The following is a 14,581-nucleotide window of genomic DNA, read 5'->3' on the forward strand; positions in this document are numbered from 1 at the left end:
GGCCGCTTCGCGCCCCAGCGGGAGCAAGCTCCCTCGCCACAGTTACCGATTCTGTATTAACTGACTGGCATTGGGGCAAGCCAGCTCCCACAGTTTTACAGGATCAAGCCGACGTGCGCAGGCGCGCCATGCTCAGGGTGTCGACAAACATACCGTCGCGCAGGGCGTAATCGCGCAGCCGCCCTTCCACTTCGAAGCCGAACTTGCGGTACAGGTTGTGCGCAGGCTCGTTGTCCGCGTAAACAGTCAGCTCCACACGGCGCAGGTTCATCCAGTTGTCGGCTACCTCCAACGCGGCCGCCAACAGCCGCGAACCGACGCCCTTGCCCTGCCACGCGGGCGCCACGCCCATACCCAACGAGCCAACGTGGCTCTGGCGTACACGCAGATATTGCTCAAGCCCCAGTTGGCCAATCACCTCACCGCCCTGCACCGCCACCAGTTGCAGGCGCCGCTCGTTATCCATCACCAGGCGCTTGCGCCACATCTCAACAGACTGAAAAGGCATTTGCAGCACCTGACGACAAACAGCCGGTTCGTTGTAGAGCGCGGCGACGCCCTCCAGGTGGGCCTCGGTAAAACGCTGGATCACGATAGACGGTTCAGGTGGGTGCATTGCATTTCATCCTTTGAAAGACAAGTGGCGGGCCAGTGTAGAGGCTAAGCGCCTGGCTGACGAGCCGGGAGTTTTCCCACTGGCCGACCAGCACCATCCTGCATCTGAACGATGGCGATCCATATGCGCAGCGCCGATACTCTGCCCAGGCCCTGCCCCGTCAACCCGACGCTTCGGCCTTCACCCTGTGACGAGAACAACAAAAAAAGTCCCACAGAGGAACACCCATGAGCCGTTTTGATCACTCGGGCCTGTTGCAGGCCTTCAGCACCCTGACCCTGGACCTGCAACGGCTGGCCCAACATCAGGACATCGAACACTTCCAGCGCCATGCCCTGGCACGCGTCAGCCAATTGCTGGCCTTCGACAGTGCCTGGTGGGGACGCTCGGCTGTCATCAACGGTCTGCCGCAAGAGCACAACAGCTACCTCTATCAGTTGCCACCCGACTACCTGGCGGACTGGCAGTCGATCCGCCATCTGGACGTTACCGTTGCACGGGTGCATGCCTCGCCTGGCGAGGCAGTGATTATCGATATGCGCGACCCCGCCAACGGCAGCGCCTTGAATTGGCTGGGGCAACGCCACGGCCTGGGTGAATTGCTGTGTGTGATCCATATCGACCCGCAAACCCACCTCAGCCACCACCTGACGCTCTACCGCCAGCCCACTGCGCCCACGTTCAACGCGCAGGATTGCCAGTTACTCAATAACCTGATGCTGCATCTGGTGGCGGCGGTCTCGGCAAACCAGATCCGCACCTTGGTGGCCATGCGTGAAACCCTGGCCAGCCCGCGCAATCTGGCCCTGGCGGTGTGCGACCCACGGGGTGTGTTGCAATGCGCCGAGCGTGGTTTTGTCGACCTGCTGCTCAGCGAATGGCCGCAATGGCGTGGCCCCACCCTGCCGGTGTTGCTGGATGAGCGCGGGCATGACGGCAAGCGCATCCATATCCAGGCGTCACCGGTGGGCGACCAATTGCTGTTGGCCGCGCGCCTCAACCGCGCCCTGCCCCAGCTCAGCCCACGGGAAAACGACGTAGCCCAAGGGTTTGGCGAGGGCAAGACCTACAAGGAAGTGGCCCGCGACCTTGGCCTCTCACCCAACACCGTGCGTCACCATATCCGCGCCATCTACGCCAAGCTCGGCGTCAAGGACAAGGCGCGCATAGCGCACCTGGTGCACGCCCCGCCCGACTGACCCTGCCCGCTTCTCCCACGGTTTTGCCACGGTCGTTTTTACGGTCACGGGCTGCTGTTGCCCATTTTCCGGCCTCCTCTGACACGAGACGCTTCGCCATGACTTCAACGCGCCTACGTAACCTGACAGTGCTGTGCGCCAGCCTGTTCAGCCTCGACAGCCAGGCTGCCGACCTCAACGCCCGGGACTTTTTCGCCGCCCCACCGGGCACCCGCCTGGGTGTGCTGTACCTGCCCGCCACCCGTGCCAGCGATTTCCATGGCCCCGCCGACAGCACCGGCAAGGCCGACCTCAGGGTCAACGCCGTGGCTTACCGCCAGGTGTATTTCACCGACGCCTGCGGCACGTTGTGCACGCCGCAATTCATCCTGCCCTTTGCCGACATCAGCGCACGCCTGCCCGGCGCCAACCAGCGCAGCCGCGAGCGCGGCCTGGGCGATCCACAGGTGGGCGGCACGCTGTTTTTCGTCAACGACCCGGCTTCGCGCACTTACAGCGGCTTGTTGAGCCTGATCACCGTGCCGGTGGGTGAGTATCACAGTCAAAACCCGGACGTCTCTCCCGGTGCCAATCGCTGGGGCGCCACCTTTGTCTACAACTACACCCACGGCATCGGCGAAAACTGGGTACTGGAAGCCAACCTGGAAGCCCAGCTCTATGGCCGCAATGACGATTACTTTGGCAGCGAACTCAAGCAAGCCCCGCTGTATCGCCTGCAGGCTTTTGCCTCGTATGACTTCAGCGCCGCCACTTACGGTGCACTGCGCCTGATCCAGGCCGACGGTGGCGCCCTGCGCCTCGACAACCGCCGCCTCGACGACACCCACAAGCGCTACACCCAAGTCGGCTTCGAACTCGGGCATTGGCTCGACCGGCAGAACCAACTGATGGTCAGCCTTTCGCAAAGCGTTGCGGCTTCCAATGGCTATGCCGGCACCGAAGCGCTGTTGCGCCTGGTGCATGTGTTCTGACCCCTTTCCCTGGAGCTTGAAAATGCCCATTTCCAACCCTGCGATAACGGCACGCCTGGCAGCGATCGTGCTGTTTGCCGCCATCACCCCGACCATCCTGATGACAGCTCCCGCCGTGGCCGCGCAGTTGGCCAGCCAGTGGCAACTGAGCCCGGCGCGTATTGGCGACTTGTTTTCCGTGGAACTGGGCGCCATGAGCCTGGCGACCTTGCCCGCCTGGTGGTGGCTCAAGCGGGTCGACTGGCGCACCGCCGCCCGGGTCGCCGCGCTGCTGTTCATGGCCGCCAACCTGCTGTCGATGCTGGCCGACACCTACGCCGGACTGCTGGTGTTGCGCGCTGCCAGCGCCCTGGCCGGCGGCTCGCTGATGATCCTCTGCCTGGCCAGTGCGGCCACCACCGCCAACCCCAGCCGGGTCTATGGTTTGTGGGTGATGGGGCAGTTGATCGTCGGTGCCCTTGGCCTGGTGATGTTGCCTGGTTTGTTCGAACGATTTGGCTTGAATGCCTGCTACTTGATCCTGGCGGGGTTGATGGCTCTGCTGCTGCCATTGGCGCGGGCGTTTCCCGCCGGTAGCCCTGCGTTGCCCGCCAACCGCGCCCCGGTCTTGCCCGGTTCACGCTGGAAAGCCGCCCTGGGGGTTGGCGCGGTGCTGGCCTTTTACATCAGCCTGGGGGGCGTATGGACCTTTATCGGTGCCTTGGGCGCCAGTGCCGGGATTTCGGCGCAGCACGGCGGCGAAATCCTCGCCATCGCCACCGTGATGGGCATTGCCGGGGCCGCGAGCGCTTCACTGATCGGGGCCCGCTTGCCGCGTGGAGTGCTGTTGCTGCTGGGCTACCTGTTGATGGCGGCAGCGGTGCTCTTGTTGCTTGGCCAGCCCGCATTGCTGCGATTTGCCTTGGCGGCGCTGCTGTTCAAATTCACCTGGACCTTCATTCTGCCGCTGATCCTGGCCTGCCTGGCCGACCTCGATCACAGCGGCAAGCTGATGAACGCCTCCAACTTGGTCATCGGCGGCGGCCTGGCCATCGGCCCAGCGCTCGCCGGCCGCCTGATCGAGGCCAGCGGCGGGTTCAGCCTGTTGCTGCTCGGTGCAGCCGCTATCACCTTGCTGTCGCTGGTGATGATCATCGCCAGCCGTCCCCACTCCCCCACTGAACTGGAACCGGTATGAACCCAACCACCGCATTTTTCTTCGACGAAATTAGCCTGTGGCACAGCGCCGGCGCCCATGCGCTGACCCTGCCCGTGGGCGGCTGGGTGCAGCCGCCGGCCGGCAGCGGGCATGCCGAGTCGCCGGAGACCAAGCGCCGCTTGAAAAGCCTGTTGGATGTCTCCGGATTGAGCCGCCAACTACAACTGCGCAGCGCGCCGCCAGCCAGTGAAGAGGATCTGCTGCGCGTCCACAGCCGTGCCTATCTGCAGCGTTTCAAGGCCCTGAGCGATGCTGGCGGCGGTGAGCTTGGCCCCCAGGCACCGATTGGGCCGGGCAGCTACGAGATTGCGCAACTGTCCGCCGGACTGACCCTGGCCGCCGTCGACGCGGTGCTCAAGGGCCAGGTGCACAACGCCTATTCGCTGTCGCGGCCACCGGGGCATCACTGCCTGGCAGACAGCGCCATGGGCTTTTGCTTTCTCGCCAACATTGCCATTGCCATCGAGGCCGCCAAGGCCCGCAACGGACTGGGCAAAGTCGCCGTGATCGACTGGGATGTGCACCACGGCAACGGCACGCAGTCGATCTTCGAAGAACGGGCCGATGTGTTGACGATTTCCCTGCATCAGGACGGCTGCTACCCGCCTGGCTACAGCGGCGAGCAGGATCGAGGCCTCGGGGCCGGCGTGGGGGCCAACATCAATATTCCGTTGCCCCCAGGCAGTGGGCACGCCACCTATCTACACGCCATGGAACGCATCGTAGTGCCCGCGCTGGAGCGCTTCGAGCCGGAGTTGATCATCGTCGCCTGTGGTTATGACGCCAACGCCGTCGACCCGTTGGCGCGTATGCTGTTGCACAGTGAATCGTTCCGGCTGCTGACCCGCGCCCTGCGCCTGGCCGCCGAGCGTCTGTGCCAGGGCCGCCTGGTGCTGGTACATGAAGGCGGCTACAGCGAAGCCTATGTACCGTTCTGCGGCCTGGCGACCCTGGAGGAATTGAGCGGCGTGCGCACAGCGGTGCTAGACCCGATGCTTGAGTTTGTGCAGTTGCAGCAACCCAGTGCGGAGCTACAGGGGTTTCAAGAGCAGTGGGTGGAGCGGCTGGCGCGCGGGGTCAGCGAGTAGCTGCCAGGCGCCATACCCGTGCAATGTCAGAGGCCCGCTCACGCAACAGGCGCGGCGCCTCGTGACAGGCTTGCTCCAGAGACATCGGCCCCGACGGCAAGGCGAACGCTGCATCCACACCGTGGGCGTACATCTGATCGTAGCCGTCGCCCAAGGTACCCGCGATTACGACCACCGGCACGCCGTGTCGCCGGGCAATGCGCGCCACGCCAAACGGAGTTTTTCCCCGCAGCGTCTGGGCGTCGAAGCGACCTTCACCGGTGATTACCAAGTCGGCGCCACGCACCGCTTCATCGAGGCCAACCAGTTCAGCGACTACCTCGACCCCTGGGCGAAACTGGGCGGCGAGGAACGCCTTGGCGGCAAAGCCCAGTCCACCGGCGGCACCACTGCCGGGTTCGTCGCGCACATCCTTGGGCAGCACCTGAGCGCAATGGTCAGCGAAGTGCTCAAGGGCCGCGTCCAGGTGTGCCACTTGCTCGGGACTCGCGCCTTTTTGCGGGCCGAAAATCGACGAGGCACCGTGGGGGCCGCACAGGGGATTGTTGACGTCGGCGGCGATTTCAAAACGCACCTGCGCCAGGCGCGGGTCGAGTTGTTCAAGGCTGATATGGGCCAGGCGTGCCAATGCCAACCCACCCGCCGGCAGTGGCTGACGTTCGCTATCCAATAGCTGCACGCCAAGGGCCTGCATCGCCCCCGCCCCGCCATCGTTGGTGGCACTGCCGCCAATCGCCAGGATGATGCGCTGCGCCCCGGCATCCAGCGCGGCGCGGATCAACTCGCCGGTGCCATAGGTGGTACTGGAACAGGCGTCGCGCTGCCCCGGCGCGACGAGTTGCAGGCCGCTGGCCTCGGCCATCTCGATCATCGCGGTATGGCTGTCGGCCAACCATCCCCAACGCGCTTCGACGCTGTCGCCCAGCGGGCCTCGGACTGTTTGCCGACGCAATTGCCCCTTACACGCGGCGAGCACCGCATCCACCGTGCCTTCACCGCCATCGGCCATCGGGCATTGAAACACGTGCGCATCCGGCCAGACCTCGGCCCACCCCTCGGCAATCGCCTGGGCGACGCCTGCGGCACTCAGGCTGTCTTTGAACGAGTCAGGGGCGATCACGATTTTCATGGGCTTTCTCCGGTTTTTATAACGCCCATGCTGCCAGTTGGCTGGGGCAATGACGCGGGGCCGATGCACAAGTGTGGAGCGGGTTTGTTGTTCATTTCTACAATGCCCGTTGTAGGCGCGAGCTTGCTCGCGAAAGACCGGAACGCGCCGCGGTGAATCAGGCAACCTGCGTTATCGTTGACGTTTTTCGCGAGCAAGCTCGCTCCTACAGGGGGTGGGGCAACAGTTGGACGCCCAGGTACAACGCAAGCATCCCATCAAGCGTCAGCGGGTCTACGCCGCTGAGTTCGGCTATGCGCTCCATGCGGTAGCGCAGGCTGTTGCGGTGAATGCCCAAGGCGTCGGCACACGCCTGGCTTTGCCCATCGTGCTCGCACCAACTGCGCAACGTGGCAAGCAGTTGCCCGTTGCTGTCCTTGGCCAACACTTTGCGCAACGGGTTGAGCAATTCGTCCAGGGCGTCGTCGTTGCGATGACGCCACAGCATCACCGGCAGGCGATAACGGTTGAGGGTCAACAGGCGTGATTGCGGCAGGATATCGCGGCCATAAGCAAGCAGATCACCCACCCGCCGATAGCAGCGGCGCAGTCCCGCCAAGCCCTCCGCTTGCCCGCCGATGGCCACGCGCAGGACGTTCCAACCCAGGCCGTCGAGCTTTTCCAGCAAGCGGGGGTTATCGACCTGCACCCCAGCAGGTCGGCACCACAGCAAGGAAAACTGCGCAGAGCTGACGCACCAACTGTCGGGGTAGCGGCTGGCGAGCCAGGCGCTCAGGGCCTCCGCCGTTTGGCCCGGGCCCAGTTCAAACAGGTATGGCGTGCGCGCCAGTTGTGGCTTGAGCCCCAGTTGCTGGGCTTCGTCCACCAGGCGCGGGGAGTCGCCGCTGTCGGCCAACAGCAGGGCCAGCAGATCATCGCAACGCTGGCGCCGCCATTGTTGTTCGGCTTGCTGGTGGCGTTGGCTGACCAGCATTTCAGCGGTCATGCGCACCAGTTCGGCATAGGTGCGTAACCCATCCGGCTCGCCGGTGATACCCAGTACGCCAATCAGGCGCTGATCATGCAGCAGCGGCAGGTTGATTCCTGGTTGCACACCCTTGAGATGCTTGGCGGTCTGCCCGTCGATTTCCACCACCCGCCCATTGGCCAACACTAGCTGGGCACCTTCATGGCGGGTATTGATACGCTCCGGCTCGCCGCTGCCCAGGATCAAGCCCTGGCTGTCCATGACATTGACGTTATGGGGCAGGATTGCCATGGTGCGATCGACAATCTCCTGCGCCAGGGCATGATCCAGCTCGAACATGGGGCTAATTTCCTGAAAAAGGTTGTTCACCAGCACAGCGCAAAGATGGCTTGACTGTGCGCCGGCACAAAGACAGTTGCCCATCACGTCACCGAGACTGTCAGGGCGGTCAACGTTACCCTCGCACCGCGAAAAATCATAATAAAGAGAGAATCCCATGTCACAGAGCGCCACTGCCGCACTGGCCAGCGATGACGATAAAAACGCCATCTACAAGCGCATTACCCTGCGCCTGATCCCCTTCATTTTTATCTGCTATCTGTTCAATTACCTCGACCGGGTAAACGTTGGCTTTGCCAAGCTGCAGATGCTCGACGCGTTGAAATTCAGTGAAACCGTATACGGCCTGGGAGCCGGGATTTTCTTTATCGGCTACGTGCTATGCGGCGTGCCGAGCAACCTGGCGCTGACCCGTTTTGGCCCGCGGCGCTGGATCGCATTGATGATGATCGTGTGGGGTACGCTCTCCACATGCCTGCTGTTTGTGACCACGCCCACGCATTTCTACACCCTGCGCCTGCTCACCGGTGCCGCTGAAGCGGGCTTCTTCCCCGGCGTGGTGTTGTACCTTTCGCAGTGGTTCCCGACCTTCCGCCGTGGGCGAATCATGGCACTGTTCATGTCGGCGATACCGGTGTCCGGTTTGCTCGGCAGCCCGTTTTCCGGCTGGATTCTCAATCACTTTGCCGCAGGCCAAGGTGGCTTGGCGGGCTGGCAGTGGATGTTCCTGCTGCAAGGCATCCCGACCGTGATCCTCGGCGCCCTCGCCTACTTCCTGCTCAGTGACAGCTTCGCCAACGCCAAGTGGCTCAAACCCCACGAGCGTGCGGTACTGGAAGCGGACCAGGCCACAGACCTGGCAAACAAGCCGAAAACCACCAGCGACTCCCTGGCCGAAGTGTTCAAGAACCCGGCGATCTGGGCATTCGGTCTGATCTACTTCTGCATCCAGAGTGGCGTGTATGCGATCAACTTCTGGCTGCCGTCGATCATCAAGAACATGGGCTTCAGCGACAACCTGGTGATTGGCTGGCTCAGCGCGATTCCGTATCTATTGGCGGCGGTGTTCATGTTGCTGGTGGGCCGCTCCGCCGACCTGCGCAAGGAGCGCCGCTGGCATTTGGTGGTACCGATGTTGATGGGCGCCATTGGCCTGGTGATCGCCGTTAACTTCGCCACTACGCCCGCTATCGCCATTCTCGGCCTGACCATCGCCACCATGGGCGCCCTGACCGGCCTGCCGATGTTCTGGCCGGTGCCCACCGCCATGCTCAGCGCGGGTGCGGCGGCGGGTGGCTTGGCGTTGATCAACTCCATGGGGCAGATGGCGGGTTTTCTCAGCCCGTATATCGTGGGTTTTGTGAAGGATGCCACCGGGTCTACGGATTTGGCGTTGTACCTGCTGGCGGCGGTGATTGTGGGCGGCAGTGTTCTGGCATTGCGGATGACGCGCACGCTCAAGGCCTGACGCCTTCAACGTGGGAGGGATCTGCTCCCTCCCACTTGGGCCATGTATTTACAACAGGCCGCCACCGTCGATATCAACTACCGCACCGGTCATAAAACCATTTTCCATGGCCAGTACATACCCCGCCGCCACTTCTTCAGCCTGCCCCACCCGCCCAACCGGCAACCCTTGGCCCGCCTTGGCAAACATTGCCAAACGTTGCTCTTGGCCAAGCCCTGCATAGGCCGGTGTGTCTATCACCCCTGGGCTGATCACATTGACTCGACGCGGCGCCAGTTCTTTGGCCAGTTGCTTGCCCAAGGCCTCGGTCGCAGCGTTAATGCCCGTCTTGATGAACTGCCCTGTCGCCAACTTGCGCCCCAGCTGGCCCGAGGTCAGGGTGATGCTGCCCTGTTCGTGCAAAAAGGGCAGCGCGTGTTGAATGGCGCGTAGTGCGCCCCAGAGCTTCACATCGAAGTTGTCCCGGGCTTCATCCAGGTCTGTTTCGATCAAAGGCTTGGCCCGCACCGAAGGCCCCGAGGTGTAGACCAGATGGTCAAAGCGCCCCACGGTTTCGAACAGTTGCTTTAACGAGGCGCTGTCGGTGACGTCCACCGGCTCGCTACGCAGCCCGTTGTCGGAACCTGGCGCCAAGCGGCGCCCGGCCACGATCACATGCGCGCCTCGCGCCAAGGCTGCCTGGGCCACTGCCGCGCCGATACCGCTGCTGCCGCCGATGACGATGATGGTTTTACCGCTCAAAGAAGAGGTCATGAGAAAACTACCTGGGTCAGAAAGTGAACGTTCATCTTCCCAGCTTGGTAATCGATGAAAAATCCGGGTAAAACGACAAGATCTTTAAAGGATTTTTATCAATGAGTTCGATTCTCGACCTTGAAGTCTTCGTGCGCAGCGCGGACACCGGCAGCCTGACGGCCGCCGCCCGTGGCCTTGGCCTCACGCCGGCGGCGGCCAGCATTGCCCTCAAGCGCCTTGAAACCCGCCTCGGCATCCGCCTGCTCGCCCGCTCCACCCGCAGCATGCGCCTGACCGAAGAAGGCCGGCGTTACCTGGACAGTGTGCGGGTGGCACTGGAGGCGCTGTCGGACGGCGAGCACGCCATCAAGCAACAGGGCCAGAGCCTCAGTGGTTTATTGCAGTTGGCCGCGCCCTCGGACTTTGGTCGCAATGTGCTGCTGGGCTGGCTGGATGAGTTCAAGCTGGAGCACCCCACCATCCGTCTGCAACTGTTGCTCAATGACAGCAATGCCGACTTGTTTCGCGACACGGTCGACATCGCCTTGCGCTTTGGCGTGCCTAGAGACTCCAGCCTGGTGGCCCTGCCGGTGGTACCCGATCACCATCGCATTGCCTGCGCCAGCCCCGACTACCTGGCGCGCCACGGTACTCCGCATACGCCCGAAGATTTGGCCCACCACAGCACGCTGCGCTATATGCGCCGGGGCCAGGCCAATAGCACCTGGTATTTCCGCCAGGGGGCGTTGCTTCAAGAAGTCGAGGTGAGCGGTGACTACCTCAGCGATGACGGCGAGATTGTCCGCCGCTGGGCGTTGGCGGGGCATGGCATTGCCTATAAGGCCAACCTGGATGTGGCCCGTGATATTCAGGCTGGGCGGTTGGTACCCTTGCTACCCGACTGGCAAGGCGAACCCGCGCCGTTCAACCTGATGTGCCCGCACCGCCTGCAAGTGTCGGAACGCGTGAAAGTGCTGCACCGCTTTTTACAGGCCCGCTGCCTGACTTTGCTACGCACATGAAGAAATGCCTCCAGGCCTTGTTCCAGAGCGCTCGGGTCTGGTATTGCATCACTTACATTTGCGTGAGGAGCTTTGCATGAATTACCGCACATTGGGCCAGTCCGGGTTAAAGGTCAGCGCTCTGACCCTCGGCACCATGATGTTTGGCGAACAGACCAGCACCGAAGATTCGCTGCGCATCATCGACAAGGCCTGGGACCAGGGCATCAATTTCATCGACACGGCGGACCTGTATACAGGCGGGCGCTCCGAAGAAATCGTCGGCGAGGCGATTGCACGCAACCGCCAGGACTGGGTGGTGGCCTCCAAGGTCGGCTTCGGCCCTACCGACGGCGTGCCCAACCGCAGCGGTTTGAGTCGCAAGCGTCTGTTCAACGCGCTGGACGCCAGCCTGGCACGCCTGGATACCGACTACCTGGACATCTACTACCTGCACCGCGAAGACCACGACACGCCGTTGGAGGTCACCGTGTCCGCCATGGGAGATCTGATCCGCCAGGGCAAGGTCCGCTATTGGGGCCTGTCCAATTACCGGGGTTGGCGCATCGCTGAAGTGATTCGCGTGGCCGAACGCCTGGGCGTCGATAAACCCATCATCAGCCAGCCGTTGTACAACATCGTCAATCGCCAGGCCGAGGTCGAGCAGATCACCGCTGCAGCAGCCTACGGCCTGGGAGTGGTGCCGTACAGTCCACTGGCCCGAGGGGTCCTCAGCGGCAAGTACGCACCGGATGTCACGCCCGAGCCCGGCAGCCGTGCCGCGCGCCAGGATAAACGCATCCTGGAAACCGAGTGGCGAATTGAATCACTGCGCATTGCCCAGCAGATCCAGCAATACACCCAAGGGCGTGGCGTGGGGATCGTCGAGTTCGCAATCGCCTGGGTGCTGAACAATGCGGCGGTAAGCTCGGCGATTGTCGGGCCACGGACCGAGGCGCAGTGGGACGCCTACACCGGGGCGCTGGCGGTGAAGATCAGCGCTGAAGACGAGGCGTTCATTGATTCGCTGGTCACGCCGGGGCATTCGTCCTCGCCCGGCTTCAACGATGTCGGGCATTTTGTATCCGGTCGATTGGCACGCCTGTAGACTACCCGCGCAATAATTGGCTTTCGCGAGGACAACGTGTCTAAAGGTGTGGTGTTATCGGTCTTGGCTTCGGTGTTGTTTGCCGTGATGTATTACTTCACATCACTGCTAACGCCCTTGAGTGGCCTGGAGATTTTCGGCTGGCGCATGTTGCTCACCGTGCCCTGCATGACGGTGTTCATGCTTGTCAGCGGCGAGTGGCGCCGGGTCTGGGAACTGCTGCGCATGCTCGCGGCCAAGCCACGGCTGATCGGCGGTGTGCTGGTGTCGTCGGCCTTGCTCGGCGTGCAGCTGTGGTTGTTCATGTGGGCGCCACTGAACGGGCGCAGCCTGGATGTGTCGGTCGGTTACTTCCTGCTGCCGCTGACCATGGTGCTCACCGGGCGCCTGGTGTGGGGCGAACAGCTTTCCTACCTGCAAAAGATCGCGGTGTTTTTTGCCGGGCTCGGGGTACTCAACGAGTTATACCAGGCCGGTGGGTTCTCCTGGGCGACGCTGGTGGTGATCATCGGTTACCCGCTGTACTTTATCGTGCGTAAATACCTCAAGACCGACCACCTGGGCGGCCTGTGGCTGGACATGGCGCTGATGCTGCCGGTGGCATGGTGGTTTGTGCAAAGCGGCGAACAGGGCTTTGCAGTGATGGATGCCCACCCCAATTTGTATGCGCTGATCCCGATACTGGGTCTGATCAGCGCTTCGGCGTTGGTGAGCTATATCATCGCCAGCCGGCTGCTTGCGTTCAGCCTGTTCGGGCTGCTCAGTTATGTCGAGCCAGTGCTGTTGCTGGTGGTGGCGCTGCTGCTGGGTGAAGGGATCAAGGCAGGCCAATGGCTGACCTACATCCCGATCTGGATCGCGGTCATGGTGCTGGTGTTCGAAGGGTTCAAGCATCTGGTGCGGCAGCGTAGGGTTTGACCGACGAACAGTCGACAAACTGCAACTGTGCTTGATGATGTTGAGTAGCCCCATCATCATCCAAGGTGGTGAACTGTAATTGCGGGCCGGATAGGTCGCCGCTAGGCAACTCAGGTATCGCAACCCGTGCAGTAGCATAAGGTGCAACCATCGGCGGATCTTCGCTGTGATGCTCCACACCACCGAGTGTCAGAACCACACCAGACAAGGTCACGTGATACGCCGTGGGGTTGAGCACCTCCAACCCCACGTCGTCCCCTCGGCTTAGGCACCATTGAAGCGCATGAACCACGTCCTGTACCTTTCCCGGCAATTGGGCGGGCCGGAGGAAAAGCTTGATCCGCGTACGAAAGGCAAATTGCAGGGCGTTGGTTTCATCGGATGCCTCAACGCTCGGTCTGATTGCCAGTACGTTCAGCCAGTACACCGACTCCCGGTCTGCCACCTGTTTTGGCGTTTGATCATGCATGATCCGCAAGGCGCGCCCGGTACCCGCGTTCATACGGGCGATGGGTGGCGTAATCGTGAACGGCACATCACTGTTCTCGGGTGCCGCCATCGCATCGCCATCATCGATCCACGCTTGCACTAGGCGCGGACCGTCAGCCTCATTGTGCAGATTGACCACCACCGTGCGTGCGGTAACCGGGTAGATGACACGCGTGCGGTCAATCACGATTTCGCCCTGCACGGCGATTGCCTGCAAGCTCATCAGCACGCCCAGGCCCCCGCGCCAAAGCGCGCTGCTCATCGGTAGCTCATTGTGAATGACGCCAACCCGTTCGCGCTGCCGGGACGGATCGAGGAGGCGGTCTGGATATAACGTGCGGTCAAAGGGATCTGGACAGTCGCATTGCCAGTACTGCCAACCAGCCACTGATTCGGGTTCCCAATCGTCGTGGAGTCAGCCCCATAGCGCACCAGCGTGTTCCCCCGTAGTAATTGCAGAGCAACGCCACTGGCCATAGAGGTACGGGTCAAGGACAGTACGTCGCTGCGATTAGCCGGCACGGTCTGGTCTGTCACCGTCACAAATACGTCACGCGTTGCCCCGCCGATGCCACCCGCACATGACAGTGTGATATTGCGGGTCACGCTGCCGGCGAAACTGCCCACGCCGCGAAAATCACGAGCAGCCACGGCCGGCATAGGCATGGCGACCGAAGGTGTTGAGACCCTGCAGGTGGGTTTTCGTGGCGCATTGATGGTGACGTTGGAGAAGTTCACTGCGTAATAGCCAGCGCCGGTGATGGGCGTGCCGGTGATCGTATACCTTGCAATGTTTCTGGCGGTGATCGTGCCACCCGTTATGGCGCCTGTGGCGACAAAATAAATTCGGGTATCAAGCCCAAGGACGATGGGCCTTGCTCTGGCATCTCCAACAATGAGTGTGACACCTGCCGTGTTGATGGCCATGAACGGCCGGTTCGGGTCCCTCGCCATCAGGGCAAACCCCACCCCAGGCACATTGGTGGCATACACTGGCATTGAAAGCCCGCTAGCGAAAAATGTCCGGCCCGTCGGCGTGCTATTGACCAGTGCCAGCCTGGCCTGTGCCCCTAAAGCAATTCGTGTGGTACACCGAAGCGCGGACGATGGAGGACTGTCGAAGCGATAGCCGTTGGCGGACCCGACCACCTGCCCGATTTGCTGCCCGGCCGCAACCGTGATCGGGGGAATGGAAATATTCACCGCCGGGCCGGGGGCACAGGTGATCGCTTGAGCTTCCAGCGCCACCATCCATCCTCCCAGCACCACGCTGGCAAGTGAAAACCTAGTCATGAAAACAACACCTCTGTCATATCGAATAAGTCATGCGCCGCAACAGTCATCCATCGGCACTC

At 62.2% G+C, this 14,581-nt stretch carries 14 protein-coding genes; 8 read left to right on the forward strand and 6 right to left on the reverse strand.

Going from position 1 to position 14,581, the window contains the following annotated elements; translation table 11 throughout:
- Positions 1–103: 103 nt before the first annotated feature.
- Complete coding sequence (locus OC445_RS19920; RefSeq protein ID WP_198791290.1) at positions 104–616, reverse strand: GNAT family N-acetyltransferase; 513 nt, start codon at positions 614–616, stop codon at positions 104–106.
- Between the two features lie 227 nt (positions 617–843).
- Here OC445_RS19920 and OC445_RS19925 point away from each other — a divergent pair, with 227 nt between their 5' ends.
- The 4 genes from OC445_RS19925 (at position 844) to OC445_RS19940 (ending at position 5,072) form a co-directional block, all read left to right on the forward strand.
- Positions 844–1,815 (forward strand): helix-turn-helix transcriptional regulator, encoded by a 972-nt coding sequence (locus tag OC445_RS19925; RefSeq protein ID WP_096144629.1) that lies wholly within the window; start codon positions 844–846, stop codon positions 1,813–1,815.
- Between the two features lie 98 nt (positions 1,816–1,913).
- Positions 1,914–2,786, forward strand: a complete 873-nt coding sequence (locus OC445_RS19930) for a transporter (protein ID WP_054898449.1) — start codon at positions 1,914–1,916, stop codon at positions 2,784–2,786.
- A 22-nt stretch (positions 2,787–2,808) separates the two neighbouring features.
- The gene (locus tag OC445_RS19935) at positions 2,809–3,963 is read left to right on the forward strand and encodes an MFS transporter (RefSeq protein WP_198791291.1); all 1,155 of its coding nucleotides are present in this window, start codon (positions 2,809–2,811) and stop codon (positions 3,961–3,963) included.
- Positions 3,960–5,072 carry a class II histone deacetylase gene (locus tag OC445_RS19940; RefSeq protein WP_198791292.1) on the forward strand — a complete coding sequence of 371 codons (1,113 nt, stop codon included), beginning with the start codon at positions 3,960–3,962 and terminating at the stop codon, positions 5,070–5,072. The genes OC445_RS19935 and OC445_RS19940 overlap by 4 nt, the downstream gene beginning before the upstream one ends.
- On the opposite strand, the gene OC445_RS19945 is transcribed toward OC445_RS19940, so the two are convergent.
- Positions 5,062–6,201: a glycerate kinase gene (locus OC445_RS19945; protein WP_054919043.1), complete on the reverse strand. Its 1,140-nt coding sequence runs from the start codon at positions 6,199–6,201 to the stop codon at positions 5,062–5,064. The two genes, OC445_RS19940 and OC445_RS19945, sit on opposite strands and share 11 nt — an antisense overlap.
- A 205-nt stretch (positions 6,202–6,406) precedes the next feature.
- Positions 6,407–7,507, reverse strand: coding sequence for a sugar diacid recognition domain-containing protein (locus OC445_RS19955; RefSeq protein ID WP_034127476.1), 1,101 nt, complete (start codon positions 7,505–7,507; stop codon positions 6,407–6,409).
- A 157-nt stretch (positions 7,508–7,664) separates the two neighbouring features.
- On the opposite strand from OC445_RS19955, the gene OC445_RS19960 reads away from it, so the two are divergent.
- Positions 7,665–8,975: an MFS transporter gene (locus tag OC445_RS19960; RefSeq protein ID WP_198791294.1), complete on the forward strand. Its 1,311-nt coding sequence runs from the start codon at positions 7,665–7,667 to the stop codon at positions 8,973–8,975.
- A gap of 48 nt (positions 8,976–9,023) precedes the next feature.
- On the opposite strand, the gene OC445_RS19965 is transcribed toward OC445_RS19960, so the two are convergent.
- Entirely contained in the window at positions 9,024–9,728 is a 705-nt protein-coding gene (locus OC445_RS19965) for an SDR family oxidoreductase (protein ID WP_198791295.1), read from the reverse strand.
- Positions 9,729–9,829: 101 nt separating this feature from the next.
- Between OC445_RS19965 and OC445_RS19970 the strand changes: the two genes are divergently transcribed.
- The 3 genes from OC445_RS19970 to rarD all read left to right on the forward strand — a co-directional run bounded on the left by OC445_RS19970 (position 9,830) and on the right by rarD (position 12,737).
- A complete protein-coding gene (locus OC445_RS19970; protein ID WP_054898442.1) occupies positions 9,830–10,732 on the forward strand; it encodes a LysR family transcriptional regulator in 903 nt (300 codons plus the stop codon).
- 76 nt (positions 10,733–10,808) lie between these two features.
- Positions 10,809–11,819, forward strand: coding sequence for an aldo/keto reductase (locus OC445_RS19975; RefSeq protein ID WP_054919046.1), 1,011 nt, complete (start codon positions 10,809–10,811; stop codon positions 11,817–11,819).
- Between the two features lie 36 nt (positions 11,820–11,855).
- The gene (gene rarD / locus OC445_RS19980) at positions 11,856–12,737 is read left to right on the forward strand and encodes an EamA family transporter RarD (protein WP_034127481.1); all 882 of its coding nucleotides are present in this window, start codon (positions 11,856–11,858) and stop codon (positions 12,735–12,737) included.
- Here rarD and OC445_RS19985 read toward each other — a convergent pair.
- On the reverse strand, positions 12,706–13,488 hold the full coding sequence (locus OC445_RS19985; protein ID WP_052199965.1) for a molecular chaperone: 783 nt from the start codon (positions 13,486–13,488) through the stop codon (positions 12,706–12,708). The genes rarD and OC445_RS19985 overlap by 32 nt on opposite strands.
- Positions 13,485–14,519, reverse strand: coding sequence for a fimbrial protein (locus OC445_RS19990; RefSeq protein ID WP_080757688.1), 1,035 nt, complete (start codon positions 14,517–14,519; stop codon positions 13,485–13,487). Before OC445_RS19990 ends, OC445_RS19985 begins: the two co-directional genes overlap by 4 nt.
- Positions 14,520–14,581 lie beyond the last annotated feature (62 nt).

It is taken from the genome of Pseudomonas sp. Pse35 (genome assembly GCF_024519715.1).
In the GTDB taxonomy this organism is placed as follows: Bacteria; Pseudomonadota; Gammaproteobacteria; order Pseudomonadales; family Pseudomonadaceae; genus Aquipseudomonas; species Aquipseudomonas paracarnis.